This window comes from Vagococcus zengguangii (assembly GCF_005145005.1).
Taxonomy (GTDB): domain Bacteria; phylum Bacillota; class Bacilli; order Lactobacillales; family Vagococcaceae; genus Vagococcus_A; species Vagococcus_A zengguangii.
This window is the reverse complement of record NZ_CP039712.1, coordinates 613096-639256: the sequence shown is the minus strand read 5'-3', so window position 1 is coordinate 639256 and position 26161 is coordinate 613096. Positions and strand designations below refer to the sequence as shown.

Genomic DNA, 26161 nt, shown 5'->3' with positions numbered 1-26161 from the left:
ATTAACGGGCGACCGCTTTTCATTTGGCATGGGACAGAGGACGTTAAAATCCCGTACAGCGAACCTTTAGATTTTTACGAACAAGTTAAAGAGGCATCGTACGCTCGCAATGTTACGTTCTTAACAGGCCACAACGAAGGCCACTTAGTAACGCCTGATTTAATGGCGACAATTGCAACGTTTATTGACGAACAAACAAAAAGAACGCTCTAACGAGAGCGTTCTTTGTTTGTTTTGACTGGCAATAACATGCGTAAACCGTTTAAGATAACTAAGATGGTACTTCCTTCATGGAATACTACCCCAAACGGTAAGCTCATTTTGCCGATAAAGTTCAAGATAACTAGCAAGACAACCACTGACATTGCAAAAATAATATTTTGCATCGTAATTTTATCTAGTTTTTTAGCAACTTGGAAGGCGTAGTCAAATTTATTTAAGTCATTTTTCATTAAGACCGCATCCGCCACATCCATGGCAATATCCGTTCCTTCACCCATTGCTATCCCAACATCCGCTTCAACTAAAGCCGGGGCGTCATTAACCCCATCCCCAAGCATCGCCACCACACCATATTTAGCTTGTAATTCCTCAACAATTTTAGATTTGTTTTCTGGTAAAACATTTCCAAATACTTGATCAACCCCGACCAATTCACCAACCGCTTGACCGGTTACTTCGGAGTCCCCCGTAATCATGACAGTATGAACGCCTTGTTCCTTTAACGACTTCATTACTGGATGAGCTGCTTCATTTGGCACATCTAACATCGCAATAATGCCGACTACTTGTTCATCTATTGCAACTAGTACCACCGTTTTGCCTTCTTTAGCAAATTTTTCTTGATAGGTACAAATCTCTTCAGATACGTCGCTAAAAATAGCAGGCTTGCCAATTTGGTAATGCGCATCTTCTACATGACCAACCAAGCCTTTCCCAATTTGATTATCAATTTCAATTTCTAACAATTGAGCGTCAGGATAATGAGAAACAATCGCGTCAGCTAATGGATGATTCGCTTGTTTTTCCATTGAGACGATAACGTTAATTAGTTTCAGTTCATCAATGCCCTCAACAAAATGTGTATCGGTCACAACTGGTTTGCCGGCTGTCAAGGTACCCGTTTTGTCAAAAGCAATGGCTTTTACTTCGGCTAATTTCGATAAATACGCGCCACCTTTAAATAACACACCACGTTTAGCTAAGTTAGAAATCGCGGATAAGCTAGCTGGGACTGCACTCGCTGCTAAAGCACAAGGTGAAGCGACAGTTAGGAAGACCATGCCACGGTAGAAGCTTTCGTACCAAGACCAACCTATCACTGTGCCACCTAATAAAATAAACAACGGCACTAAGACTAAGACTAATTTTACATAACCAGGTTCTAATTTTTGAATTTTAGTGGCAGTTCGTGATTGATTGTCTTGTGCTTGATTGACCATTCTAACAATTTGAGAGAATAAAGTATCTTCGCTTGCTTTGCTCACTTCCATAATAAAAGAACCCGTACCGTTAATCGTGCTTCCAAACACTTCATCACCGACTGTTTTTTCTTTTGGCACACTTTCACCCGTAATGGCGGCTTCATCAATTGAGCTAACCCCTGAAACGATTATGCCATCCGTTGCGATTTGATCACCATTTAATACTTGTAATTTATCACCCACCTTAACTTGAGAAATCGGTACAACTTGACTATTACCCATTTTATCTAGTAAGCGCGCCTCGGTCGGATTTAATTTCATCAAATTAGTAATTTCTTTTTTACTTTTACCTTCTGCGTAGTCTTCTAAAAAATGTGAACCTGCAAAAATCAAAATTAATAATGAACCTTCAGAGAAATCTCCTATGAACATCGCACCAACGGCCGCTAATGTCATTAAGATATGGACATTCGGCGTAAACTTTCCTTTTTCTTTGGTGTGTTCAATCGTATCAACAACCCCTTCTTCAATGACGTGATACCCAGCTAGAATCATTGAGAAGGTCATTAAAATATTTTGCGTTAAACTTCTACTTTCAAAAAATAATGCCATCACAAATACAGCTAAACCAACAAAAAATAAAATGACTGGTAATTTCCCATGATTATGATCATGTTGACATGATGAAGTGTGGCTATGCTCCATAATAATCTCCTCCTTTACATTCATGCTAATTAAGAATGATTCTCAATACATGAACACTTATTCATACATTTATTATACCCCCATAACTATACAAATGCTAGGCTTTAGCGTTAACAGAAACGACTACGATTATCATTATCAATCAGTTTTTTATTACACAAAAAAAGACCTTGAAAATTCAAGGTCTAAAACTATAGTTTAGTATAATGTTAAGTAAGTATCGATTTCCCATTGTGTGACGCGTTCACGGTAATCTGCCCATTCTTGTTCTTTTGAGGCAATGAAGCTTTCAAAGATATGCTCTCCTAAAGCCTCTTTCATTGTGTCATCTTTTTTGAAGTCTTTTACCGCATTATGTAATGTTGAAGGTAAATCTTTAATACCTGCAGCGACACGTTCTTCTTGTGTCATCTCATAAATATTTTGATTTACTTCAGCAGGTGGCGTTAATTCACGACGAATACCGTCTAATCCAGCTTCTAATAAAGCTGCCATTGCTAAGTATGGGTTCGCTGATGGATCAACTGAACGTAATTCTAAACGTGTTGACATGCCGCGTGACGCTGGAATACGAATTAATGGTGAACGGTTACGACCACTCCAAGCCACATAAACTGGCGCTTCGTAACCAGGAACTAAACGTTTGTATGAGTTAACTAATGGGTTACATACAGCAGTATAGCTACGAGCATGCTCAATTAAACCAGCTAAAAAGTGATAAGCTGTTTGACTTAATTGACGCTCATCGCTTTCATCAAAGAACACATTTTTGCCGTTTTTAAATAATGACATGTTACAGTGCATTCCTGAACCAGCAATACCATGAATTGGTTTTGGCATAAAGGTTGCGTGCAACCCGTGTTTACGAGCGATTGTTTTTACTACTAATTTAAACGTTTGAATCTCATCACATGCTTTTAAGACATCTTCATATTTGAAGTCAATTTCATGTTGTCCAGTTGCACATTCATGATGTGATGCTTCGATTTCAAAACCTAATTTTTCTAATTCTAATACAATTTCACGACGGCAATTTTCACCTAAATCAGTTGGGGATAAATCAAAGTAACCACCATCGTCGTTAACGTTTAGCGTTGGTTTGTTATCAGCATCCAATTTGAATAGGAAGAATTCTGGTTCAGCCCCTAAATTAAACGCTGTGAAACCTAATTCTTTCATCTTACTAAGGTTACGTTTTAGATTACCTCGAGGATCGCCCGCAAATGGCTCTCCATCAGGTGTGTAAACGTCACAGATTAAACGTGCGACTTTTCCATGACTTGTCTCCCAAGGGAATACTAACCATGTATCTAAATCAGGGTATAAATACATATCACTTTCTTCAATACGTACGAAACCTTCAATTGAAGAACCATCAAACATCATTTTATTCTCTAAAACTTTGTCTAACTGGCTAATTGGCACCTCAACGTTTTTAATAACACCTAAGATGTCTGTAAACATTAGACGTAAAAAATGAACGTCTTCTTCTTTAGCTAATTGTTTAATCTCTGCAATTTTTTTATCCATTGTTGTATGTATTTCCCTTCTCGTATCTTTTTTCATTGAAAAATATAGCCAAAAACCGAACTATACCATTCTAACAAAAAACCCAAAAAGACTTATTTATCAATGATTGAAACAATCATACCACTTCATTTTTTTACTGTCAACGTAAAATCACAAATCCAAATATTTTTTTCGTTAAATATTTCTAATTATTTCGGTTCACTTGAAACATGGTCATAGCATTTTTATTTTGCTATAATTTCTCTTATGAATTTTTTTCAGAAAGTAGGGTTTCAAACGATGATAAAAGAACGCGAAAATCAATTAAAAATGGCAGAACGAGGGGCTATTGTCAGTATTATTGCTTACATTATTGTTGCCTTATGTAAATTAGTCATTGGAAATCTTACGCACTCAAAAGCTCTCTTCGCAGATGGTTTAAACAATGCGACCGATATTATCGCGTCGATTACCGTATTAATCGGCTTACGCTTGGCTAGAAAACCAGCTGACGATGATCATCGTTATGGTCATTGGAAAATGGAAAGTTTAGCGAGTTTGTTAACTTCTCTTGTCATGATTGTGGTGGGAGGTCAAGTATTTGTTGAAGCCTTAACTCATCTCTTCGCTAAGCACACTGAAGCTCCTGATAGTATTGCCGCGATTGTCGGCATCATCTCAGCTATCTTTATGTTCGGTGTTTACTTATACAATCATCGCCTTGCAAAAAAAGTCCAAAGTCATGCGCTAGATGCCGCCGCAAAAGATAATCTATCAGATGCGATTACTAGTATTGGAACCGCTGTGGCGGTATTTGCTGCTTCCTTTAATCTAATATGGATTGACCGAGTAACGGCGTTAATTATTGGCTTGGTCATTATTAAAACAGGTTTTGATATTTTTAAAGAAAGTAGTTACAGCTTATCAGATGGTTTTTCAATCGAAGAATTGCGCAAATATAAACAAGATATTTTAAAAATTGAAGGGGTTAAAGGGGTTAAAGATATAAAGGGACGTTCATACGGCGCAAATATTTTTCTAGATGTCGTTGTCTACATGGATCCTAATATTTCAGTTCAAGAAAGTCACGATATCACTGAACATATTGAAGATTTGTTATCAGACAAATATAATGTATTTGATACAGATATCCATGTCGAACCATTAGAAAAAGAAAGTGAGACGTAAGAAAATGAAAGTTGGTATTATTGGAGGCGGAATTGTCGGTAAGACGACCGCTCATTTTTTAGCAAAGACAGGCGTTGATGTGACCGTGTTTGACGCTGGAGTAGGACAAGCAACACGAGCTAGCGCGGGTATTATCTCGCCGTGGTTATCACAACGACGTAATCAGAATTGGTATCACCTAGCACGGATGGGGGCCAAACTTTACCCTAGTTTAGTAGCAGAATTAAACACGATTTCGGATGTTTCTTACCGTCAAGTCGGTAGTTTAATGTTTAAAAAAAATCCTAAAACGTTGGATAAAACTTTAGATATTGGCACTAAGCGACTAGCTGAATCACCAGAAATTGGTGAGGTAAAAAAAGTAACACCTGAGGAAATCAATCAACTTTATCCCGAATTAACAACGACGGATGAAGCCATCTATCTAAGTGGCGGGGCACGTGTCGATGGACGCGCGTTGCTTGAAGCTTTAGGTAGGAGTATTAAACAAAATGGTGGCACTATTATTCCCGAACGTGTCACAACCCTTAAAGCTATCGGTGAGAAGTGGCAACTCAGCTATCAAAATAAACAAGCTAGCTTCGACTATGTCATTTTAGCAGCGGGCCCCTGGTTAAATTCACTACTTGAGCCCCTGAATTTTGAAGTCGACGTGCGTCCACAAAAGGGCCAACTACTCGTCTTTAATCATGGTAATCTACGTTCAAATTTGCCAGTGGTCATTCCGACAGGTGAAGGCGATATTATCCCGATTGGGGCTGATAAACTCTTAATTGGTGCCACTCACGAAAATGACGAAGGCTTTGATTTATCGGTCAATCTTGAGGCAACTACTAGCATGTTTGAAAACTTGCACCATTATTTACCTGAAGTCTCCATGGCTCAACTCGAAGAAGTTCGTGTCGGGACACGTGCTTATACGTCTGACTTTCTACCATTTTTTGGGCTTGTCCCTGGAGAAAAAAACTTGCTAGTCGCAAGTGGCTTAGGTTCGTCTGGCTTAACGACTGGACCGATGATTGGCAAAATGTTGGCTCAAATCATCACACAACAACCCACTGAACTGGATATGAATCAGTACAGTCCTAGACCTTATCTTAAGAAAAAATAAACAATCCCCGTGTGGTAATCAGTTATTAGGCTAATTACCACACGGGGATTCTATTATTTAACTTTAGTAGCTAGTCTTCTTTTTTTATTCGATTACGCATAAAATAATCTTTAATTTTATCCTCAAACCGCTCTTTCGTTTCATCATCTAACTTCTCTTCTGGCTGACGCCAATTTTTAGCATCGCTTCTCAAATAGTTCGCTTGATCAAACCTAACACTAATGGTTTGACCATATTTAACGACTAAATAATGGTTCTTATCGATAGCAGGATAAACCAAGTACTGCTTATCTAGTAACGCATTGATTAGCTGATCCTCTGATAACTGGTTAAATGCTTTTTCAGGTAAATAAAATCTCAACAACGTCGGCCGATTATCTTGTTTACTTAGTTTTCTTAGCGCTCGTAAGTAATAATCAATGTAATAGGTTAAAGCTTCTACGCCATTATCCAAACAATATTCAGTGTTAAGTAACCAATAGGCTAAACTTTCTTTTGTATCGATGGTTTCAAAAGGAAAATATGCTTGATAATTCAATTGGCCACTTCGTCTTGCTTCTAAATAAACATGTTCGGAATAATTGAACAGGCGTGAAATAAAATGTGTAGCCTGAGTTTTTGCAACTGGCTGCATGTTTTCGTTTTGGTATTGGATCATTTGAATCATATGCTGTGCTTTGATAAACTCAGCGTATGGATCTTCTAAGACCCCTACCCCATTAATCCATTCTATTTGATCAAACCCTAATTGTTTACGAAACAAGCGTTGAAAACTAAGATTAGCAGGAAGCTGCCAATTGTTAGGTGAATCAAATAACATAATTCTAACCACCTCATTATCAAGGACATCAATTCGATCCACTTGTTGCACATCTAAAAAGGCTTGCTTGGGAATCAAATGATAATAATTTGAACTAAACCACATTTTCCAACATGAGGTTAAACATAGTTTTTCAAACATTAAATCGTAACCTGACAACTGACTGCAATCGATTACAATTTCGCTCTGATCGTTTTTCATTTGTCGTAAATTGGGTAAATCATGTACTAAATACTGCTTGCGCTCATCTAAATAAAACAAATTATGACTCAAATACTCTTGGTAATCACGAATATAAGCATATAAACCTTGTTCCTGCATCTTTTGATCGAGATAATCTTCAACAATACGCTTCACATCATGAAAACGCTCGAAGGGCATCAAGATAGTTTGGGCCAAATATCCGTTTTCAACATAACATTCACAAGATAAGTGGGTATTTTTCGCAATCAAATGGGTTTCAGCTTCCTCTGACCACGACACTATCTTATGTAAGAATGCGGTTTCGGAATAATTAATCGTGTGGTCATCCACTAGTTCTTGATATGTTAACGGCTCACCTGCCGAAATAATTTTCCCCATCCAAAACCAATCTTTGATGTGAGACTCTATGACGTCGATTGATTCAAGTTTATTGAACTGAATCATCAAATAGACTTGTTCTAAACTTTTCCTCATAAAAATCTCCTCCTACTTCCATTATACCCTAGTCCGTTGTATAGTATAACTAATACAACTTATTTGAGGAGGAAAATAAGATGGCAATTAAGTATAATAAAACAGATGATTTGGATAAAAAATTTGCTGAATTTGTCGTTGATTTAGACACTGATTTATCATTTGATGTCGAAGAAATGGACCGTCGTAATCAAATAGCTCAAGACGAAGCAGCAAAATTTATTGAATTAGAAAATCAAGCAAAAGCAAAACGTGAAGCAGAAAACAAATAAAAACAAGGTGTGCCCCAAGCACACCTTGTTTTATTTTGAATTTGTAAAGACTGGTAATGGAAATAAGCGTTCGGTTCTCTTAGCAATATAAAACGCTAGATAGTAATCTACTAAACTATGCACGAGACCACCAAAAACTAGAATCAATAACATATTCGTGATATATGCCGTTGTATATTCGGCACCTGGCAAACCTTTGTTGATAAAAAGAACAAAGACGACCAAGGCTTCAACCACTGCATGGATGACGCCAATAATAAACGCGAACCAAAAGTTCTTTTGCTTACTGCGAATAATGGCTGGATTTTTTTGTAAGAATAAAGCACCTAAATAAGCAAACACGATATGTGAGAATGCACGTAAAGCAATCGTTATTGGAAATGATAATAAAAAGCCAAAACCAGTTCCTAAAGCAACGGCTATTGCCACTCCCGGTGAGATAAACATCGCTAAAAAGATTGGCACGTGACTAGCTAACGTAAACGACACCGGTTCAATCATCAACTTGATTGGCATCACCATGGGAATTAAGATACCGATTGCGACTAAAATAGCAGAAAAAGTGAGTTTCTTAACCTGACTGAATTGTTTCATGTTTCCCCCTTAGATAACTAAATATTTAGTAGAATTATAACACTATTCTTCTGGTGTTTCATCATTTTATAAAAAAAGAGCATCGACAATAGAACTGTCCCACTAAAGTGGACTAGTTCTATCTGCCGTGCTTTTTTACTATGATTAATATTGTCTAAAACGTTGATAACGTTTCTCTAGCATCTCATCGATTGCTAAATTTTGTAACGTTTGAACGCTTTTCAGCAATTCATGTTTCAAATACGTATTAATCGTCACTTGCTCAATAGACTTACCTTCTAATTGTTCAGGTATAATTTTATCAATCACCTTTAATTGAGCCAAATCGTAAGAGGTTAATTTCATCATCTCAGCGGCCTCAGACGCTCGACTACTATCCTTCCACAAAATCGAAGCAAAACCTTCAGGAGAAAGAATGGAGTAAACACTGTATTCTAACATTAATACTTGATCCGCAACGCCTAAAGCAATCGCGCCGCCACTTCCACCTTCACCACAAAAAACAGAGATGATGGGCACTTTCAAATCGCTCATCTCGTATAAATTACGAGCAATGGCTTCACCTTCACCACGTTCTTCAGCCTCAATACCACAAAAAGCCCCAGGTGTGTTAATAAAGGTAATCACAGGACGATTGAACTTCTCCGCCTGTTTCATTAGACGTAATGCTTTACGATACCCTTCAGGATGGGGAGAGCCAAAATTGCGTTTTAGATTCTCCTCTAAGTCACGTCCCTTTTGTATCCCAATCACCGTCACAGGTTGCTCATTTAAATAAGCAATCCCACCAACCACAGCAGCATCTTCTCCGTAATAGCGATCACCATGAAATTCGATGAAGTTATCGAAAATATCTTCAATGTATTCTAATGGGGTGAATCGTTTAGGATGACGGGCTAAGGCTACTAGTTCATTAGCTTTTTTACGATTTGTCATACTGACGGTCCTCCTTGATGAAACGCTAATAAATGTGCAAGTGTTCGTCGTAATTCATGTCGTTCCACGATTTTATCGACAAAGCCTTTTTCTAATAAGAATTCTGCTTTTTGGAATTCTTCTGGCAATTCTTGACGAATCGTTTGTTCAATGACTCGACGACCAGCAAAGCCAATAGTCGCTTGTGGCTCGGCCAAAATAATGTCTCCTTGCATTGCAAAACTAGCCGTGACACCACCCGTAGTAGGATCCGTTAAAACCGTGATATACAATAACCCACTTTCTGAATGACGTTTAACAGCCGCAGAAATTTTTGCCATCTGCATTAACGAAATTATCCCTTCTTGCATACGTGCACCACCTGAAGCCGTAAAAATCACGACAGGTAAATTTAAATCACGCGCACGTTCAAAAGCGCGCGTAATTTTTTCACCTACCACATGTCCCATACTTCCCATGATGAACTGACTATCCATCACAGCGATTACAACGGGCTGGTCTTCTATCAATGCTTGACCTGTCATAACCGCTTCATGTAATCCCGTTTTCGCTTGCGTCTGTTTCACTTTCTCTTGATAATCCGGAAAACCAATTGGATTCACAGGCACAATGTCTGTATCCCATTCTTCAAATGAGCCTTCATCAACGGTCATAAACAAACGGTCGCGACAACTTAAGCGGAAACAATAGCCACAATTTTGACACGTTTTAGTTGGACCCAAGTCTTTTGTATAAATAATTTTTTTACAGCTTGGACATTTTTCCCATAAATTATTGGGAACGGAAGGTTTCGGCTGATTATCTTCCTGCACGATAGGTGAAGGATTCAGTTTAATGTATTGTTTCTTTTTAAAAAGGGCCATTTACACTTGCCTCCTTCCATTTCATTTATTCTTCCTCAGCCACATTTAACCACTCAGGTAAGAATGTTTCTTGTAAAAAAGCGGTTGTATAGAGACCTTGACGAATTGATGGATGACTAATCAAATCCATCTGAAATTCTTGATTCGTTAACACCCCTTCAATCACTAATTCAACAAGTGCACGATGCATTTTATTCAATGCTTCCTCTCGCGTTTTGCCATGTGTAATCACTTTAGCAATCATCGAATCATAATAGGAAGGGATCGTATAACCTTGATACACAGCGCTATCGACGCGAACGCCTAAGCCACCACCAGGTAAAATTAATTCCTTAATTGGTCCTGGGAAAGGCGCAAAGTTAAAACGTGGATTTTCAGCATTAATTCGACATTCAATCGCATGACCTTGGAAATGCACGTCCTCTTGCTGAATTGATAGCTCAAGCCCACTTGCAATTTTAAGCTGCTGCGCCACAATATCAATTCCGGTAATCATTTCTGTTACAGGATGTTCTACTTGAATGCGTGTGTTCATTTCCATGAAATAAAAACGATTGTCTTCATCAACTAAAAACTCGATTGTGCCGGCATTTTCATAGCGAACTGCTTGGGCTGCTTTAATGGCTGCTTGACCAATTTGTTCACGAATATCAGTAGGTAAACTAAAGGCTGGCGCTTCTTCTAAGACTTTTTGATTGTTACGTTGTAGAGAACAATCACGCTCCCCTAGATGAATAATATGCCCAAATTGATCGCCTAAAATTTGGACTTCAATGTGTTTTGCTGGGTAGATGATTTTTTCTAAATACATGTCACCATTTCCAAATGCCGCTAAAGCCTCTTGCTGAGCTGATTGAAAATGAGCGCCTAATTCTTGCTCTGATAACACTTTTCGAATTCCTTTGCCGCCACCACCAGCTGCCGCTTTAAGCATCACTGGAAAACCAATTTGACTTGCAATTGCCTCTGCTTCTTCAACAGTCGCAATGACACCATCACTACCAGGAATAACGGGTACACCCGCTTCAATCATCAAGCGACGTGCATTGATTTTGTTCCCCATCTCATCAATCGTCTGAGCTTTAGGCCCAATAAACTTGATTTGACACGCTTCACACATCTCAGCAAAACGACTGTTTTCTGCTAAAAAACCAAACCCAGGGTGGATTGCATCCGCCCCTAGGTTAATTGCTGCACTCAAGATATTTTCCATATTTAAGTAGGAATCTGTTGAACGAGCCGGTCCAATACAAACTGCTTCATCTGCTAATTCAGTATGTAAAGCGTAACGATCAGCTTCAGAGAAAACAGCAACCGTTTGAATGCCTAGTTCACGACACGTTCTGATAATTCGAACTGCGATTTCGCCACGATTGGCAATCAAAACTTTTTTAATCATATTATTTTGCTCCAATAATAAATGTCATCAAGGCTGAACAAACCACTTTGCCATCAACAGATGCTGTTGCTTTACCAACTCCGATGTTACCTTTACGTTTAATAATTTCCATTTCCATACGTAAAACGTCTCCTGGAACCACTTTTTGACGGAATTTTACTTTATCAATCCCACCTAAGTAACCAGTTTGACCTTCGAACTCTTCACTTTTAAGTAATGGAATTGAACCTGTTTGTGCTAATGCTTCTAAGATTAAAACACCTGGCATCACAGGTTCACCAGGGAAATGTCCTGGGAAAAAGTGCTCATTATAAGTCACGTTTTTAATAGCTACAACGTGTTTACCTGGTTCTAACTCTAACACGCGGTCTACCATCATGATTGGGTAACGATTTGGGATAATTTCCATAATTTCTTGTACATTTAATTGCATTTATTTTTCCTCCTACTATTGGATAGTGAACAAGCTTTGGCCATATTCGACTACTGATTCATTTGCTACTAAAACTGATCCAATGACACCATCGCGATCACTTACTATTTCGTTCATCACTTTCATTGCTTCAACGATACATAAGACGTCACCTTTTTTGACTTGATCGCCGACTTGCTTGAATTCCGGTTGATCAGGGGCTGGTTTTAAATAGATAACTCCCACAAGAGGTGAGGTAATCTCATGCCCTGTATTTGATGCAGCGTCAATTTCTTCCACGACCCTTTCAACCACTGGGGCTGTGCTAACAGTTTCAACCACAGTTTTTTCTTCCATTGGCGTGGTTGCGATTGCTTGTGACGCTATATTTTGAGCAGCTGCCACAAATTCTGCTTTATCTTTATTTAAAACTAAATGAAAATCGCCATTTGATAAATCAATATATCGTACCGATGACTCATCAAATTGTGCTAATAATTCTTTTAATTCAGAAAAATTCATGTTACTCACCTGCCCATTTTTTCAAACATAACACGGCATTATGGCCACCAAACCCTAATGAGTTTGTTAGTGCATAATCAACTTGACGCTCGCGACCAACATTTGGCACGTAGTCTAAATCACACGCTTCATCAGCCACTTGGTAATTGATGGTTGGTGGCACAAAGTTCTCGCGTAAGGCACCAACACAAGCCATCGCCTCAATTGCACCAGCAGCGCCTAATAAGTGACCCGTCATTGATTTACTACTTGAAATTGCGACGGTTTTAGCCACTTCTTCACCTAAGGCATATTTAATCGCTGTTGTTTCAGCCCCATCATTAGTTGGTGTACCTGTGCCGTGCGCGTTAATGTAATCCACTTGTTCAGGTGAAATACCTGCTTCTTCCATCGCTAATAACATACAACGACCAGCTCCAGAACCGTCTGGTGTAGGACTTGTCATATGGTAAGCATCACTATTTGCTCCATAGCCAACAACTTCTGCTAAAATATTAGCACCACGCGCTTTAGCATGTTCTAATTCTTCCAGAACCACTACGCCTGCTCCTTCTCCCATCACAAAGCCACCGCGTTCTTTATCAAACGGTATAGACGCACGATTAGGATCTTCAGCAGTTGTTAACGCTGTTAGAGCCGCAAAACCAGAAATACCGATTTCACAAATCGTTGCTTCTGCTCCTCCTGCAAAAATCACATCTTGGTAACCATGCTTAATAGAACGGAAGGCGTCTCCGATTGCATTAGTTGCTGAAGCACAAGCTGTCACAACACATGAACAAACGCCTTTTGCTCCAATCTCAATTGAAATATTTCCCGCCGCCATGTTACCAATTGACATTGGTACAAAGAACGGTGCTACACGTTTTGGTCCACGTTCTTTCATTTTAATGACTTGCTCTTGAATTGTTGTCATACCACCAATTCCAGAGCTAACAATCACGCCTGTACGATGTGGATCGACATTTTCACCTAAAACCAAACCACTATCAGCTAACGCTTGTTTAGCTGCAGCAATACCGTAGATTGAAAAAGCATCCATACGCTTAGTTTGTTTTTTCTCCATGTATAAAGTCGGATCAAAATCTTTCACTTCAGCCGCAACGGTTACACCTGTTTCGCTTGCATCAAAGTGTGTAATGGGAGCGATTCCGTTTTTCCCTGCTTTTAAACCTTCCCAAAATTCTTGGGCTGTATTTCCTAAAGGGGTAACTGCCCCTTGACCTGTAATGACTACTCGTCTCATAGCGAGCCTCCTATCCATTCATTACCATACCACCGTCAACGTTTAACACTTGACCGGTAATATAGCGATTTTCTGCTAAGAAGATGGCGGCTTGCGCCACTTCTTCGACCTTACCAAAACGTTTCAAAGGAATTTGTGTTTTGGCCACTTCTTTAACTTTATCGCTTAGCACATCTGTCATATCAGATTCAATAAAACCAGGTGCAATCGCATTACATGTAATACCACGTGCTGATAATTCACGAGCGACTGATTTTGTTAAACCTACCACACCCGCTTTACTTGCGGCATAGTTTGCTTGACCAGCATTTCCAGTTAAACCTACCACACTTGATAAGTTAATAATCGTGCCTGATTTTTGTTTCAGCATCACACTTGACACTTGTTGAATCGTATTGAATGTCCCTTTTAAATTGACATTAATCACTGCATCAAAATCTTCTTCTGACATACGCATAATTAATTTGTCATTCGTAATGCCAGCGTTATTAACTAAGACATCAACAGAACCAAATACTTCTTTGGCTTCGCTGATCAATTTGGCCGCATCAGCCATATTTTGAACGTCCCCTTGCACGTAATGAGTCTTTACACCTAGCTCATTAAAGGCTGTTAATAATGACTCATCTAACGGTTTACGTCCATTCAAAACGATATTGGCACCTTTTTGCGCAAAAGCTAAGGCGATACCATAACCAATCCCACGGGTGCTTCCCGTTACAACCACAGTTTTATTATTCATTTGGGTTTCCCTCTTCTAATTCTTTTAGTTTACTTATTAGTTTTTCAAACGTTGATAAATTTTCAACATTAAAAACAGTCACATTGCGATTAATTTTTTTCACAAAACCACGTAATGCTTTACCAGGACCAACTTCGACAAACGTGTCGACACCCTTCTCAATCATCGTTTGCACACATTCTTCCCAATAAACCGGAGATTTAATTTGTTCAATTAACGTTGGGACAATAGCTTCAGTTGTCCCAATTACTTGACCGTTGATATTAGACACAACAGGTAAAGTCATCTCAGACATTTCAATCGTTTCTAATTCGGCAGCTAGCTTTTCAGCAGCTGGTGCTAACAAGGGTGTGTGGAAAGGACCGCTCACCTTCAAACGTACAACTTTGCTTTTAGGTTCTAATTCAAGACGCGCTTGCGCTTCTTCAACTGCAGCCGTTTCACCTGAAATCACAATTTGAGCGGGCATATTATAATTAGCTGCGATTACCAAACCATGTGTTTGACTAACTGCTTCACACGTTACTTCAATGATTTGACGGTCAACGTTCATCACCGCTGCCATCGCACCTTGACCACTTGGCACAGCCTCTGTCATCCAACGACCACGTTTTTGAACGAGACAAACGGCTTCTTCAAAAGATAGTGCGCCACTTGCAACTAAAGCGGAATATTCCCCTAAGCTTAAACCCGCCACCATACTAGGTAAAATACCTGCTTGACGTAGCATACGGTCAATCGCCGTACTCATTGTCAAAACAGCCGGTTGAGTAAATTCTGTTTCATTTAATGCAGAATCCTCATTAAACAATAACGCTTGCATATCCCATCCTAACGCAGTACTTGCTTCAGCAATCGTATCGGCAAAAACATCTGAAGCATCAAATAAATCTTTTCCCATGCCATGGTATTGAGCTCCTTGGCCACTATAAATAAATCCAATTTTCATAGACGTTTCCTCTATTCAACCCAAGCGGCCATGTTTTGCTTGATCACTGTCTGACATTCTGTCATCAACTCTTCAACAATTTGTTGGCACGTTTGATTTTCTTTATTCACCATGCCGGCAATCTGACCTGACATCATTGAGCTATTTTTCGTATCGCCATCAACAACGGCACGCTTCAACGCTCCTTTACCCAAATCTTCTAAAAGTTCCCAATTTGGATTTTCTTTACCCGCTTCAATACGCTCGGTTTTGTTATATTCACGGGTTAATTTATTTCTTAACCCTCGCACAGGATGTCCAGTTGCTAAACCAGTAATATCTGTACTTGTATCATTCGCTTTTAAAACAGCTTTTTTATAGTTTTCATGAATCGTTGATTCTTGCGCAACTAAGAAACGTGTCCCTAATTGTACAGCATCAACGCCTAACATCATCGCAGCTGCGACACCACGACCGTCACCGATTCCACCTGCAGCAATTACTGGAATATTAACGGCATCAACGACTTGAGGGACTAGGGCCATCGTAGTTGTTTTACCAATATGACCGCCACCTTCCATGCCTTCAGCGATAACTGCATGTGCACCATCAGCTTCCATTCTCTTAGCTAATGCAACTGAAGCAACTACTGGGATAACAGTGATGCCAGCTGCTTTAAATTTTTCCATGTATTTCCCTGGTGAACCAGCACCAGTAGTCACAACTTTCACTCGCTCTTCGCAAACTAAATCGACAATATCCTCTACAAATGGTGACATTAACATAATGTTGACACCAAATGGTTTATCAGTTAATTGTTTAGCTTTGTCGATTTGGCTTTTTACAAACTCTCTAGGAGCGTGACCTGATGCAATAATCCCCAATCCTCCCGCATTAGATACGGCACTTGCAAGGTTGGCTTCTGCCACCCAAGCCATCGCACCTTGAATAATTGGGTACTCAATGCCTAACATTTGGCATAACTTCGAATTCTTCATCTTTTCACCTTCTCATGTTTGGTTAATGAATTTGACACGATAGTTCATTTAATCATTAGGTCTAGTTTAGAAAATAGAATAATAGCCATTCCACTACAAGAATGCTCATTTGCTATTTCAAAAATATAAAGCTATTTATTTAACTATCCTCATACCCTATTCATTACCTGGTTTATTAATACTTGATTCTAATGAAAAAGGCTTAGAAGCAAGCTTCTAAGCCTTATGCTTTCATCTGACTATTTAGCTAACTCGCTGTCTACGAATTTTACTAAGTCTTCAACTGTATTCAGACCTTCATCTGTTTCAATTTTTACGTCAAATTCATCTTCAATATCATTAATAATTTGGAATAAGTCTAAGCTATCTGCTTCTAACTCTTCACGGAAGTTTGTTGTTAATTGTACTTCTTCTTCTTCTTTCCCTAATTGATCCACGATAATTTCTTGAATTTTGTTAAAAGTTGTCATAATAATTTCCTCCATTATATTTACATCATATTATTTTTTATTTTACAGTTTGATTGCCAGGCTACCCCAGGTCAAACCGCCACCAAATCCTGTTAATAGGATATGTTGTCCACTGTTTAGCTTCAACGTTCCTTGTTCAATTGCTTCTGAAAGCAAAATAGGAATCGAAGCTGCTGAAGTATTAGCGAAAAATTCCATATTATCTAAAAACTTTTCTCTAGGTAGTTTAGTTTTCTTGGCCATGGCATCTAATAAGCGTTTATTTGCTTGATGCGCTAAGACATAGTCAATCGTCGGTTCTTCTAATCTCTCAATTGTTTGTCGGATATTTTTTGAAACATCCTTTAAAGCAAAGTCGAAAATTTGGCGACCATCCATGACAATCGACTCTTTAATTAACTCAGTCGTTGTTGCAAAAGGACTTTGGTTATTTTGATAACCCGCTGTTAAACTTTGCGCACGTTTGCCATCAGATTGTAACTGCTCGGCTAAAAAGTGACGAGTTGGGCTAGCTTCTAATAAGACGCCACCTGCACCATCGCCAAATAACACGGCGGTTGAACGATCTGTCCAATCGATGATTTTTGACATTGTTTCTGCCCCAATCACGAGACCTCTTTGATAAGTGCCGCTCTGAATTAATTTATCGGCTAAACTTAGTGCATAGACAAAACCTGAGCACGCCGCGGTCACATCGAAAGCAAAAGCCTTCGTTGCACCTATCAACCCTTGTACTAGACAAGCTGTTGAAGGCATTTGATAATCAGGTGTCACCGTTGCAATAATGATAAAGTCTAATTCTTCTGCTGTTAAACCGCTCTTTTCAAGTAGCTGGTACGCTACCTTTTCGCACAAATCAGAGGTGTTCTCATTCGTTACAACATGGCGTTGTCTGATGCCGGTTCGTTGATAAATCCATTCATCACTCGTATCAATCATTTTTGCCAAATCGTCGTTATGAACGACAGTTGTTGGCGCATAATGAGCACATTGCGTAATACGTGAATAGTTCATCTAGCATCTCCTTAATCCTTACTTAATAGCTTTTTTTCAAGAAATTGTGTAAATTTCCTAATCCTTTGATTAAGGCATTTTTTTCATCTTCATCCATATCGGCTAACGCAGCTTCTACCATTTTTTTATGGAAATGAGCATGCACACGATAAAATAAACGGCCACGATTCGTCAGTTTAAGTCTTACTACTCGACGGTCCGATTCACATCGAACACGTTCGACGTAACCTTTTTTCTCTAAATTGTTAATCGCAACGGTTAGCGTCCCAACTGTTACTGATAAACGTTTAGCAACCTCAGATGACGTGCGTTCATTATGAAGTCCAATCGCTTCAATAGTGTGCATCTCTTTGATTGATATATCGTCAAATTGACTTTTTCGTAATTCAGATTCCTCAATGGTTAAGATGTCATTAAAGACAGCCACTAAAGCGGAATTAATTAAATCAAGATCTGTTCCCATTTGAAACTCCTTCATGAATTTTTTCAAAATACTTTGACTATCGAATACTTTGATAGTCAAATCATTTGATAGTCAAAGTATATTTTAAAATAAAAAAGATTGCAAGTATTTTTTTCATAAAATGTTCTTTATGCATTTAAATCGCTGTTGTATCGATAGATTGTGATAAAAAATAAAAACTTACAAAACCGCCGATTATGTGGCGTGTTTCATAAGTTTAATCATTTATTCAAAATGGTTTTTCAATGCCTTTACAAGTATTTTCATTTGTTCTTCTGATAGGTTAGCAACATTAATTCTAATACTTTGAGCATGCTCAGTCAGTAAAAAACTTGGAAACACTAAAATATTTTGCTCAAGTAAAAATTGCCAATCACTAATTGTTAAGAGGCGTCCCTGATACGTTAACCATAAATAATAACCACCACTCGGTAAGTTAACGCTAAATTGATTGGCTAATTCAGATGTCACTAGCTGATACAATGTAGAGACTTTTTGAAAAAGTTCCTGGCGTAAATTGGCAACTAATAAAGAAAATTCAGGCGCTGCCATCAATTGACTCACTAGCATTTGTGGAAAAATAGATAACGGTTGCTCCCACTCTTCCCGCACTTTAATGAGTGCTTCTAACACTCGACTGGGCGCATTAATCCAGCCAAGTTGAATGGTTTTTCCAAGTACTTTTGACAAGGAACCAACATAAAGCACATTATCCGGGGACAATGACTTTAATAAAGGAAGATGTTGATCTTGATAACCTAATAACCCATATACATCGTCTTCTACTATAATAATTTGATGTCGTTCACATAAGGCAACTAGCGCTTTTTTGCGCTCTAAACTCATGGTAATAGTAGTAGGATTTTGATAATTTGGGGTAACAAAAAGCATCTTAATCGCTTGATACTCCAGTAACGCTTCAAAGTAGTTTAAATTTATCCCTTCTGAGTCTAGAGGAATCGCTTCGGTCCTGATGCCATAATTATCAAACATTGGTAATGAATAAAAATATGATGGTGCTTCAACCGCTACCGTATCACCTGATTGCAATAAAGCATTCATAATAAAAAACAAACTTTGCTGCCCACCAGCTGTCAACAAAAGTTCTTCTAGCTTCATTTTATAACCAAATTGTTGATTAATATAGTTAGACAGAGCTTGTCTAAGACTTATTAACCCAAAAGGTTCTTGATCACTACTTGCAGCCAAAAAGTCGTGCCATTTCATCTCTGTTAAATTAAATGAGGGAATCATTTGCTGTGGTAGATCTCCCGTATAACCATCGATGATTGATGACGGATTGAGTTGTACCTTATCTTGTAGTTGCTTTTTATAATGAGTGGCAGGTGTTGTAACTTGTTCGTTAACAGCCAAATATTTTTTCCAGTTCAGCTGACGTGGCGTTTGTAACCATGTCTCTCGACTAACAAGTGTACCACTACCTCTTTTACGTGTCAGTACACCTTCAACGGCTAACTCATCATACGCCCTAATAACCGTTGAGCGATTAACCTCTAACAGTTCGGAAAGTTGACGTTCTGATGGTAATCGGTCGCCAGCCACCAATTCACCCATTTGAATTTTTTTCTTAATAAGGATCATCAATTGCTGATATAACGGTTGATTAAGCGTACGATCTAGTTTTCCAAACATTATTTCCTTCCTCCTATACAAAACGCTAAAATTGGATGGGTCCAATATATCGTAATTGGATGTTTTAAGCAAGTCTTTTATCGGCTAAACTAAATAAAAAACAATGGTCATCAGAAAGGACGTAACTAATGATTCCCAATGTACTTACAATTGCTGGCTCTGATTCTAGTGGCGGTGCTGGCTTACAAGCCGATTTAAAAACATTTCAAGAATATGGGGTATACGGGTTTAATGCCATCACTAGCATTGTGACCATGGACCCTCAAACTAACTGGTCACATCATGTGACACCAATTGAGCCAACCTTAGTTGAGCAACAATTAACTACTATTTTCGCTGGTAAAAACATTAATGCATTAAAAACAGGCATGCTAGGTGATATCACAACGATTGATTTAGCAGCTGATTATATTGAAAAATACGCAGTAGAACATGTGGTGATTGACCCTGTTATGGCTTGCAAAGGAACGACTGAATTATTACAACCTGAAAATGTGGTGAGATTAAAAGAAAAATTAATCCCACTTGCGACAGTCGCCACTCCAAATTTACTAGAAGCTAAATTTTTAGCAGATATGGATGATATTACAACATTATCTGAAATGAAAAACGCAGCTAAAAAAATCATCGCATTAGGCGCTAAAAACGTGGTGATTAAAGGCGGCAAGAACTTTGACGAGAACGAAGCCATTGATTTGTTTTATGATGGTGAAAACTTTGTTGAATTAAGAAGTCCAAAAATCGAAACTAATCATAATCACGGTGCTGGCTGTACGTTTGCTGCAGCGACAACTGCCGGCTTAGCAAAAGGGTTAACCCCTCTTGAAGCTGTCACACTAGCAAAAGACTTCGTAACGAGCGCCATCCAAAATGGCGTAACCATTAATCCGTTTGTCGGTCATGTTTGGCACGGTGCCTTTTTCCACGCGGAAGACCGCGTTCAAGTGGAGGACTAACATGACGAAAAAAATCCTGACAATCGCCGGCTCTGATGCCGGTGGTGGTGCAGGTATTCAAGCAGATTTAAAAACCTTCGAAGAATTTAATCTGTTTGGTATTAGCACCATTACTGGTATTTTATCGGTTGATTTCGAAACTAATCAGCATCACCTCTTTCCTATCCCCTTAACCACGATTAACGATCAATTAACCACCGCTTTTTCTGGTGGAGATATTCCAGTAGTGAAAACAGGCTTACTAACCCAACCTGAAGTTGTCTCTCTAATATCAGATAAACTTCAAGATTTCTCTACAACACAGTTAGTGATTGATCCAGTAGCAGCTGTTAAAAGTACTGATAACTTATTGCAACAATCATTACTGACTCGCATGATAGAGCAACTCTTACCACTAGCAACCATTGTCACCCCAAATTTAGTTGAGGCTGAAATATTAACTGGAGTAACAATCGAGAACTTAGAAGATATGAAGCAAGCGGCCAAAAACATTTTAAGTCTAGGACCTAAATCAGTGGTCATTAAAGGTGGCGCTCGACTTCTTGGTGATGAAGCCTGTGATTTATTTTATGACGGCTATGACTTTACTCTCTTTTGCTCACCCAAGTTAAACGTAGATACCAATCATGGAGCGGGTTGCTCTTTTTCGGCGGCCATTGCTGCAAATTTAGCTAATGGGGCTAGTTTACTGACCGCAATCAAGATTTCTAAAGCATATGTTCATCAAGGTATCAAGCACGGTGTCTACTTAAACTCAAAAACAGGCTACATCTGGCACGGTGCTTACCGTGAAACAAGCAAAGGAAGGGTCGACAATGACTGTTAAACAATCGAATCGTTGGTCGCTACGATTAATTATTTTAGTCGGTGTTTTTGCAAGTCTTGTGACAATTGCTACTAGTATACGGATTCCATTACCTGCTCTAGTAGGAAGTCCCTTTGTCCATTTTGGTAGTAGCGTCTTCTTACTTGCTACATTGCTACTGGGGTTTGTTCCAGGTGCACTTGTCGGCTCATTAGGTTTTGCGATTTTTGATATTTTAAACGGCTATGCAACAGAAGCACCATATTTCGTGTTAGAAAGTTTCATCGTGGCTGGCTTAGCAATGGCCGTTTTCACGCTATTTAAGCCGAATAAATATAACTATATTATGGCGATTATTACTGGCGCTCTTGCCAAAATTATCATGACCTTCTTCAAAAATTTAGTGATGAGTTTATGGCTAGGTACTACATTAGATGTCGCGGTTGCTAGTAGTTTTGGGACCTTATATATTACCGGCATTAACGCCATCATTAGTGTGATTTTCGTTAGTATCATGTATCCTATTTTGAAAAACATCATAAAAAAGCGCTAGAAATTGAATTCTAGCGCTTTTTGCGTTATTAAATAGTATCACCATTAAAAATTGAATTTTTCACAATCACATAATCAACTTTACGAATCGCTTCTAAGTCACGACCACCTGCATAAGAGATCGATGATTGTAAATCTTGTTGCATCTCATTCAACGTATCAGCTAATGAACCTTTATGATTCACCCAAATTTTCTTACCTTCAACGTTTTTCTTCTCACCTTTTTGGAATTCTGAAGCAGAACCAAAGTATTCTTTTTTCACAACGCCATCGACTACAATTGTTTCACCTGGTGATTCTTCGTGACCTGCAAATAATGAACCAATCATCACCATGCTTGCACCAAAACGAATAGACTTCGCAATATCCCCATGAGTGCGAATACCGCCATCTGCGATAATAGGTTTACGAGCAGCTTTACTACAACGACGAACGGCTGCTAATTGCCAACCACCTGTTCCAAAACCTGTTTTGATTTTAGTAATACAGACTTTACCAGGTCCAATCCCAACTTTTGTTGCATCAGCCCCAGCATTTTCTAACTCACGAACAGCTTCTGGTGTACCGACGTTTCCGGCAATAACAAAGGTTTCTGGTAATTTTTCTTTAATATATTTGATCATTGAAATCACTGAGTCTGAATGTCCATGTGCAATATCAATCGTGATAAATTCTGGATTTAGTTTTTTCTCAGCTAATTCATCAATGAAGCCATACTCATAATCTTTCACTCCCACACTAATAGAAGCAATTAAATTTTTCGCATGCATGCGCTCGATAAACGGCGCGCGTTTTTCTTCTTCAAAACGGTGCATAATATAGAAATAACCATTTTCTGCTAACCATTCTGAAATGGTTTCATCCACGATTGTCTGCATATTAGCAGGTACAACCGGCATTTTAAATGAATACTTGCCTAAAGTTACCGTTGTATCACACTCCGAACGGCTGTTAACGATACATTTGTTTGGAACCAATTGAATATCCTCATAATCGAAAATTTTCATATTGAGAACTCCCTTTATTTTTATTAGATAAAAACGAACATTAAAACATGTAATATCAATAAATGTTTTTCTATCCTTAATAAATTTACACTATACAGAGAATTAATGCAAGACTTATCGGTAAATAATCTCATTGACTTAACAAACTCTTAACTATTATTCGTTCTATAAACAATTGTTATCCTTTAATTATTAACGTTTTCTTAAGTATTTAAGTTTTTTTATTAAACGTTTTACAAAACTTATAAGGAGTGTTACTATTCACTTATACTATTTTTTGGAGGAATAGCTATGGAAATATCTGAACTAACTATTGGTGAAAGTTATACATGCAAAAGCCCATTATTCAATAAAGAATTCACTGGTATAGTAGAAAAAATTTATGATCTTTCAGCAATGGTAACTGTTAATCAATGTAATAGTAATGACAGCGAAAAAGCTGATGATTTGAACGGTCGTTTAATTGTAGCCGCTCGCAATATAACGAATTTATGTAAAAAACCACAAGAAGCTTAGATGCCTCTTGTGGTTTTAATTATTATTTGGTACAAACAAAGAACCAACGAGCTGATTCATCGGTTGGAATGTCATCTTCAAAATCTGCATATGTTTCTATCGCAGTAAAGTTAGCATTTTCTAACATTGTATAATAATTCTCGATTGAATAGGTTCTTTCTTGATGTAATTCATCAAAACGTAAGAAGTTTTCTTCGTCTTTAACGAAAAATGTTAAGAAATGTTCGATACTATTTTCTTTTTCACCTGGGAAACTGTCCCATAAAAAGGCGAAATCTTCCGTTTGATAATGATAAGAATAATCTGGGAACACTTCATTCACTTGATGTAATGAATGCACATCAAAGATGAACTTGCCACCTTCTTCTAAGGCATCATAAACCGTATCAAAGACTTGCTGAACGGCTTGACGATCTGGCATGTAACAAATCGAATCAGAAAAACAGGTAATCGCATCATAGGTTCCGACTTCTGATAAATCCATCATGTCACCTTGAACAAATTGAATATCTAATTCCTCATCTTCATTCGCCACACGAGCACTTGCCACCATCAACATCTCTTCTGACAAATCAAGCGCTGTGACTTCATATCCCGCTTTCGCAAACTCAACGGCTAGCGCTCCTGTACCACAGGCTAATTCCAATACTTCTTTTGTATCTGGATTTAAATGACGCTTTGAAAAATCTAACCATTCTTCATAAAGCGTTGTATCCATTACTTCGTCATAAACGAAGGCAAAATTTTCATACGTCATTTTATGCTACCCATTCAGTGATTTCAACTAAAGGTGCGTCTGACCATAATTTTTCTAAATTATAGAAGTCACGTTCTTCTCCGTGGAAGACATGGACAATCACGTCACCTAAGTCGATTAAAACCCACTTACCTTTATCTTTACCTTCGACACGGCCAACTTCAACGCCAGCTTCGTGTGCTTTATCTACTATTTCTGATGTAATCGCACTTACTTGTTTCTCAGAGTTCCCGTGACAAATCACGAAATAGTCTGCTAATAAAGAAATACCGCGAACATCTAAGGCCATAATATCCTCTGCTCTTTTATCATCCGCTGCACGGACTGTTAATTCTAATAATGCTTCACTTGTAATCATAAGTTCCTCCTATTAGGCCTAAGCCTCAAGTTGTGCCACCCAAACGTTATAGGTTTCCAGCGTTCTAGAATAAATTGGCACACCTTTTTTGACTAAATACGCCAATGTTTTTTGTGTTTCATAGGCAACTGCTTCTTTTAAATCAGTCTTGGCTTTCTCACGTGCTTCATCAACACCTGGAAAGTCACGGCCGGGTTCAATATAATCAGCTACATAAATAATTTGTTCTAATAGACTCATATTGGCAGCTCCCGTCGTATGATGACGGACTGCGTTTAAAATTTCTTCATCGTGAATCCCAAGTTCATCACGAATCATATCGGCACCAACCACACCATGCCATATTTCATTGCCAAATTTGATTAAATCAACTGGATACGAGCACTTGGTCATATACGCTAGAAAATCAGCTTTGGGACGCTCTTTGCAATAATCATGAACGAGCGCGGCAATACTTGCTTTTTCAAGATTACCACCATACTGATCAGCAAGTTCTAAGGCAGATTGCTCCACCCCCAACACGTGTTTAAAACGTTTCTCACTCATTTGTGAAGCGACACGTTTTAATAACTCATCACGAGTCAGCGTTATATACGCTTGAGAATAGTTAATCACGATACAAGCCTTCTTTCTTGATATAATCAATGACCGGTAAAGGTAGCATGAAATTCACACTACAATCGGTTGCTATGTTGTTGCGAATAGTCGTTGAACTAATATCCATCTGTGGTACTTCGACCCAAATTAATGGGTAATCACTTTCAACTTCATAGCCTGGACGACGAACTGCCACAAATTGTACCATTTGTTTTAATTCTTCTATGCGATACCAATTAGGCAAGTCTGCCACCATATCGCCACCAATAATAAAGAAATAATCAACATCCGGATGGCGCTTCGTTAATGCCGTGATAGTATCAAACGTATAACTTTTTTCATGTCGCTCTAATTCAATGGTTTCAATACCAATATGTGGAAATTCAGCTACTGCTAATTCTAACATAGCAACGCGGTGCTTACTGTCGAGCGTTTGTTTACCCTCTTTATGAGGGGGAATGTTAGTCGGCATCAAATAGACTTCATCTAATCCTAATTGATGATGCACTTGGTCAATCATCATTAAATGCGCGTTATGAACCGGGTTAAAACTTCCACCCAAAATGCCCACTCGTTTGCGTTGTTCTAAAGGACTTACTTCGACCTTGACTTGCGTTAAAGGTTCAGAAAACAATTGATTAATTCGATGCATACTAGTCACCCCTA

30 protein-coding genes are annotated in these 26161 nt (G+C 38.5%); 8 read left to right on the top strand and 22 right to left on the bottom strand.

The genetic code is table 11. The features are described from left to right. On the top strand, positions 1-213 hold the full coding sequence (locus tag FA707_RS10535) for a prolyl oligopeptidase family serine peptidase (RefSeq protein WP_342776083.1): 213 nt from the start codon (positions 1-3) through the stop codon (positions 211-213). On the opposite strand, the gene FA707_RS03075 is transcribed toward FA707_RS10535, so the two are convergent. Beyond that, the gene (locus FA707_RS03075; RefSeq protein ID WP_246032338.1) at positions 210-2129 is read right to left on the bottom strand and encodes a heavy metal translocating P-type ATPase; all 1920 of its coding nucleotides are present in this window, start codon (positions 2127-2129) and stop codon (positions 210-212) included. The genes FA707_RS10535 and FA707_RS03075 overlap by 4 nt on opposite strands. A 198-nt stretch (positions 2130-2327) precedes the next feature. Then, positions 2328-3659 carry a type I glutamate--ammonia ligase gene (gene glnA / locus FA707_RS03070; RefSeq protein ID WP_136952843.1) on the bottom strand — a complete coding sequence of 444 codons (1332 nt, stop codon included), beginning with the start codon at positions 3657-3659 and terminating at the stop codon, positions 2328-2330. 279 nt (positions 3660-3938) lie between these two features. Here glnA and FA707_RS03065 point away from each other — a divergent pair, with 279 nt between their 5' ends. Together FA707_RS03065 and FA707_RS03060 are read left to right on the top strand one after the other, a co-directional pair. Beyond that, entirely contained in the window at positions 3939-4826 is an 888-nt protein-coding gene (locus FA707_RS03065) for a cation diffusion facilitator family transporter (RefSeq protein ID WP_136952842.1), read from the top strand. Between the two features lie 4 nt (positions 4827-4830). Next, positions 4831-5937 carry an NAD(P)/FAD-dependent oxidoreductase gene (locus FA707_RS03060; RefSeq protein ID WP_136952841.1) on the top strand — a complete coding sequence of 369 codons (1107 nt, stop codon included), beginning with the start codon at positions 4831-4833 and terminating at the stop codon, positions 5935-5937. Positions 5938-6007: 70 nt separating this feature from the next. Here FA707_RS03060 and FA707_RS03055 read toward each other — a convergent pair whose 3' ends face one another. Beyond that, complete coding sequence (locus tag FA707_RS03055) at positions 6008-7435, bottom strand: hypothetical protein (protein ID WP_136952840.1); 1428 nt, start codon at positions 7433-7435, stop codon at positions 6008-6010. An 80-nt stretch (positions 7436-7515) separates the two neighbouring features. Here FA707_RS03055 and FA707_RS03050 point away from each other — a divergent pair, with 80 nt between their 5' ends. Then, the gene (locus tag FA707_RS03050; RefSeq protein ID WP_136952839.1) at positions 7516-7707 is read left to right on the top strand and encodes an SPJ_0845 family protein; all 192 of its coding nucleotides are present in this window, start codon (positions 7516-7518) and stop codon (positions 7705-7707) included. Positions 7708-7737: 30 nt separating this feature from the next. On the opposite strand, the gene FA707_RS03045 is transcribed toward FA707_RS03050, so the two are convergent. From FA707_RS03045 to FA707_RS02980, 14 genes are all read right to left on the bottom strand, one after another. Continuing rightward, on the bottom strand, positions 7738-8301 hold the full coding sequence (locus tag FA707_RS03045; RefSeq protein ID WP_136952838.1) for a hypothetical protein: 564 nt from the start codon (positions 8299-8301) through the stop codon (positions 7738-7740). 144 nt (positions 8302-8445) lie between these two features. Next, positions 8446-9237, bottom strand: coding sequence for an acetyl-CoA carboxylase carboxyl transferase subunit alpha (locus tag FA707_RS03040; protein ID WP_136952837.1), 792 nt, complete (start codon positions 9235-9237; stop codon positions 8446-8448). Continuing rightward, positions 9234-10100 (bottom strand): acetyl-CoA carboxylase, carboxyltransferase subunit beta, encoded by an 867-nt coding sequence (gene accD / locus FA707_RS03035; protein WP_136952836.1) that lies wholly within the window; start codon positions 10098-10100, stop codon positions 9234-9236. The genes FA707_RS03040 and accD overlap by 4 nt, the downstream gene beginning before the upstream one ends. A 25-nt stretch (positions 10101-10125) precedes the next feature. After that, positions 10126-11499, bottom strand: a complete 1374-nt coding sequence (accC, locus tag FA707_RS03030) for an acetyl-CoA carboxylase biotin carboxylase subunit (RefSeq protein ID WP_136952835.1) — start codon at positions 11497-11499, stop codon at positions 10126-10128. Between the two features lies 1 nt (position 11500). Next, positions 11501-11932, bottom strand: coding sequence for a 3-hydroxyacyl-ACP dehydratase FabZ (fabZ, locus tag FA707_RS03025; RefSeq protein ID WP_136952834.1), 432 nt, complete (start codon positions 11930-11932; stop codon positions 11501-11503). A gap of 15 nt (positions 11933-11947) precedes the next feature. Next, positions 11948-12433 (bottom strand): acetyl-CoA carboxylase biotin carboxyl carrier protein, encoded by a 486-nt coding sequence (gene accB / locus FA707_RS03020; RefSeq protein WP_136952833.1) that lies wholly within the window; start codon positions 12431-12433, stop codon positions 11948-11950. 1 nt (position 12434) lies between these two features. Continuing rightward, complete coding sequence (gene fabF / locus FA707_RS03015) at positions 12435-13679, bottom strand: beta-ketoacyl-ACP synthase II (protein ID WP_136952832.1); 1245 nt, start codon at positions 13677-13679, stop codon at positions 12435-12437. 10 nt (positions 13680-13689) lie between these two features. Beyond that, a complete protein-coding gene (fabG, locus tag FA707_RS03010) occupies positions 13690-14421 on the bottom strand; it encodes a 3-oxoacyl-[acyl-carrier-protein] reductase (RefSeq protein WP_136952831.1) in 732 nt (243 codons plus the stop codon). Then, the gene (gene fabD, locus FA707_RS03005) at positions 14414-15370 is read right to left on the bottom strand and encodes an ACP S-malonyltransferase (protein WP_136952830.1); all 957 of its coding nucleotides are present in this window, start codon (positions 15368-15370) and stop codon (positions 14414-14416) included. Before fabD ends, fabG begins: the two co-directional genes overlap by 8 nt. 11 nt (positions 15371-15381) lie before the next feature. Then, a complete protein-coding gene (fabK, locus tag FA707_RS03000) occupies positions 15382-16347 on the bottom strand; it encodes an enoyl-[acyl-carrier-protein] reductase FabK (protein WP_136952829.1) in 966 nt (321 codons plus the stop codon). A 239-nt stretch (positions 16348-16586) separates the two neighbouring features. After that, on the bottom strand, positions 16587-16817 hold the full coding sequence (locus FA707_RS02995) for an acyl carrier protein (RefSeq protein WP_136952828.1): 231 nt from the start codon (positions 16815-16817) through the stop codon (positions 16587-16589). A gap of 42 nt (positions 16818-16859) precedes the next feature. Then, entirely contained in the window at positions 16860-17831 is a 972-nt protein-coding gene (locus FA707_RS02990) for a beta-ketoacyl-ACP synthase III (protein WP_136952827.1), read from the bottom strand. Positions 17832-17853: 22 nt separating this feature from the next. Next, positions 17854-18294 (bottom strand): fatty acid biosynthesis transcriptional regulator FabT, encoded by a 441-nt coding sequence (fabT, locus tag FA707_RS02985; RefSeq protein WP_136952826.1) that lies wholly within the window; start codon positions 18292-18294, stop codon positions 17854-17856. Positions 18295-18519: 225 nt separating this feature from the next. After that, a complete protein-coding gene (locus FA707_RS02980; RefSeq protein WP_136952825.1) occupies positions 18520-19947 on the bottom strand; it encodes an aminotransferase-like domain-containing protein in 1428 nt (475 codons plus the stop codon). Between the two features lie 128 nt (positions 19948-20075). Here FA707_RS02980 and thiD (FA707_RS02975) point away from each other — a divergent pair, with 128 nt between their 5' ends. The 3 genes from thiD (FA707_RS02975) to FA707_RS02965 are packed head-to-tail and all read left to right on the top strand — an operon-like array spanning position 20076 to position 22261. After that, entirely contained in the window at positions 20076-20903 is an 828-nt protein-coding gene (gene thiD / locus FA707_RS02975; RefSeq protein WP_136952824.1) for a bifunctional hydroxymethylpyrimidine kinase/phosphomethylpyrimidine kinase, read from the top strand. Position 20904: 1 nt separating this feature from the next. Next, entirely contained in the window at positions 20905-21729 is an 825-nt protein-coding gene (gene thiD / locus FA707_RS02970) for a bifunctional hydroxymethylpyrimidine kinase/phosphomethylpyrimidine kinase (RefSeq protein WP_136952823.1), read from the top strand. Beyond that, positions 21719-22261 carry an ECF transporter S component gene (locus tag FA707_RS02965; protein WP_136952822.1) on the top strand — a complete coding sequence of 181 codons (543 nt, stop codon included), beginning with the start codon at positions 21719-21721 and terminating at the stop codon, positions 22259-22261. Before thiD (FA707_RS02970) ends, FA707_RS02965 begins: the two co-directional genes overlap by 11 nt. A gap of 28 nt (positions 22262-22289) precedes the next feature. Here the strand turns inward: FA707_RS02965 and guaC are convergent, their stop codons facing one another. Then, positions 22290-23267, bottom strand: a complete 978-nt coding sequence (gene guaC, locus FA707_RS02960) for a GMP reductase (RefSeq protein ID WP_136952821.1) — start codon at positions 23265-23267, stop codon at positions 22290-22292. A gap of 291 nt (positions 23268-23558) precedes the next feature. On the opposite strand from guaC, the gene FA707_RS02955 reads away from it, so the two are divergent. Then, positions 23559-23783: a hypothetical protein gene (locus tag FA707_RS02955; protein ID WP_136952820.1), complete on the top strand. Its 225-nt coding sequence runs from the start codon at positions 23559-23561 to the stop codon at positions 23781-23783. Between the two features lie 22 nt (positions 23784-23805). Here the strand turns inward: FA707_RS02955 and FA707_RS02950 are convergent, their stop codons facing one another. From FA707_RS02950 to FA707_RS02935, 4 genes are read right to left on the bottom strand one after another with little or no spacing between them, the layout of a single operon-like run. Next, positions 23806-24540, bottom strand: coding sequence for a class I SAM-dependent DNA methyltransferase (locus tag FA707_RS02950; protein ID WP_136952819.1), 735 nt, complete (start codon positions 24538-24540; stop codon positions 23806-23808). A gap of 1 nt (position 24541) precedes the next feature. Further along, the gene (rsfS, locus tag FA707_RS02945; protein ID WP_136952818.1) at positions 24542-24898 is read right to left on the bottom strand and encodes a ribosome silencing factor; all 357 of its coding nucleotides are present in this window, start codon (positions 24896-24898) and stop codon (positions 24542-24544) included. Positions 24899-24916: 18 nt separating this feature from the next. Continuing rightward, entirely contained in the window at positions 24917-25510 is a 594-nt protein-coding gene (yqeK, locus tag FA707_RS02940; RefSeq protein WP_136954166.1) for a bis(5'-nucleosyl)-tetraphosphatase (symmetrical) YqeK, read from the bottom strand. Next, positions 25506-26147, bottom strand: a complete 642-nt coding sequence (locus FA707_RS02935; RefSeq protein ID WP_136952817.1) for a nicotinate-nucleotide adenylyltransferase — start codon at positions 26145-26147, stop codon at positions 25506-25508. The genes yqeK and FA707_RS02935 overlap by 5 nt, the downstream gene beginning before the upstream one ends. Between the last annotated feature and the right edge of the window lie 14 nt (positions 26148-26161).

Excerpts from the sequence above, each read along its gene's own strand:
- thiD (WP_136952823.1), top strand. The coding sequence starts at position 20,905 with ATGACGAAAAAAATCCTGACAATCGCCGGCTCTGATGCCGGTGGTGGT.
- accC (WP_136952835.1), bottom strand. The coding sequence starts at position 11,499 with ATGATTAAAAAAGTTTTGATTGCCAATCGTGGCGAAATCGCAGTTCGA.
- FA707_RS03055 (WP_136952840.1), bottom strand. The coding sequence starts at position 7,435 with ATGAGGAAAAGTTTAGAACAAGTCTATTTGATGATTCAGTTCAATAAA.
- FA707_RS02950 (WP_136952819.1), bottom strand. The coding sequence starts at position 24,540 with ATGACGTATGAAAATTTTGCCTTCGTTTATGACGAAGTAATGGATACA.
- FA707_RS03040 (WP_136952837.1), bottom strand. The coding sequence starts at position 9,237 with ATGACAAATCGTAAAAAAGCTAATGAACTAGTAGCCTTAGCCCGTCAT.
- FA707_RS02955 (WP_136952820.1), top strand. The coding sequence starts at position 23,559 with ATGGAAATATCTGAACTAACTATTGGTGAAAGTTATACATGCAAAAGC.
- fabG (WP_136952831.1), bottom strand. The coding sequence starts at position 14,421 with ATGAATAATAAAACTGTGGTTGTAACGGGAAGCACCCGTGGGATTGGT.
- FA707_RS03075 (WP_246032338.1), bottom strand. The coding sequence starts at position 2,129 with ATGGAGCATAGCCACACTTCATCATGTCAACATGATCATAATCATGGG.
- FA707_RS02995 (WP_136952828.1), bottom strand. The coding sequence starts at position 16,817 with ATGACAACTTTTAACAAAATTCAAGAAATTATCGTGGATCAATTAGGG.
- FA707_RS03065 (WP_136952842.1), top strand. The coding sequence starts at position 3,939 with ATGATAAAAGAACGCGAAAATCAATTAAAAATGGCAGAACGAGGGGCT.
- FA707_RS02980 (WP_136952825.1), bottom strand. The coding sequence starts at position 19,947 with ATGTTTGGAAAACTAGATCGTACGCTTAATCAACCGTTATATCAGCAA.
- FA707_RS03060 (WP_136952841.1), top strand. The coding sequence starts at position 4,831 with ATGAAAGTTGGTATTATTGGAGGCGGAATTGTCGGTAAGACGACCGCT.
- accD (WP_136952836.1), bottom strand. The coding sequence starts at position 10,100 with ATGGCCCTTTTTAAAAAGAAACAATACATTAAACTGAATCCTTCACCT.
- rsfS (WP_136952818.1), bottom strand. The coding sequence starts at position 24,898 with ATGATTACAAGTGAAGCATTATTAGAATTAACAGTCCGTGCAGCGGAT.
- fabD (WP_136952830.1), bottom strand. The coding sequence starts at position 15,370 with ATGAAAATTGGATTTATTTATAGTGGCCAAGGAGCTCAATACCATGGC.
- FA707_RS03050 (WP_136952839.1), top strand. The coding sequence starts at position 7,516 with ATGGCAATTAAGTATAATAAAACAGATGATTTGGATAAAAAATTTGCT.
- thiD (WP_136952824.1), top strand. The coding sequence starts at position 20,076 with ATGATTCCCAATGTACTTACAATTGCTGGCTCTGATTCTAGTGGCGGT.
- fabK (WP_136952829.1), bottom strand. The coding sequence starts at position 16,347 with ATGAAGAATTCGAAGTTATGCCAAATGTTAGGCATTGAGTACCCAATT.
- fabZ (WP_136952834.1), bottom strand. The coding sequence starts at position 11,932 with ATGCAATTAAATGTACAAGAAATTATGGAAATTATCCCAAATCGTTAC.
- FA707_RS02935 (WP_136952817.1), bottom strand. The coding sequence starts at position 26,147 with ATGCATCGAATTAATCAATTGTTTTCTGAACCTTTAACGCAAGTCAAG.
- glnA (WP_136952843.1), bottom strand. The coding sequence starts at position 3,659 with ATGGATAAAAAAATTGCAGAGATTAAACAATTAGCTAAAGAAGAAGAC.
- accB (WP_136952833.1), bottom strand. The coding sequence starts at position 12,433 with ATGAATTTTTCTGAATTAAAAGAATTATTAGCACAATTTGATGAGTCA.
- fabT (WP_136952826.1), bottom strand. The coding sequence starts at position 18,294 with ATGGGAACAGATCTTGATTTAATTAATTCCGCTTTAGTGGCTGTCTTT.
- guaC (WP_136952821.1), bottom strand. The coding sequence starts at position 23,267 with ATGAAAATTTTCGATTATGAGGATATTCAATTGGTTCCAAACAAATGT.
- FA707_RS02990 (WP_136952827.1), bottom strand. The coding sequence starts at position 17,831 with ATGAACTATTCACGTATTACGCAATGTGCTCATTATGCGCCAACAACT.
- FA707_RS03045 (WP_136952838.1), bottom strand. The coding sequence starts at position 8,301 with ATGAAACAATTCAGTCAGGTTAAGAAACTCACTTTTTCTGCTATTTTA.
- FA707_RS02965 (WP_136952822.1), top strand. The coding sequence starts at position 21,719 with ATGACTGTTAAACAATCGAATCGTTGGTCGCTACGATTAATTATTTTA.
- fabF (WP_136952832.1), bottom strand. The coding sequence starts at position 13,679 with ATGAGACGAGTAGTCATTACAGGTCAAGGGGCAGTTACCCCTTTAGGA.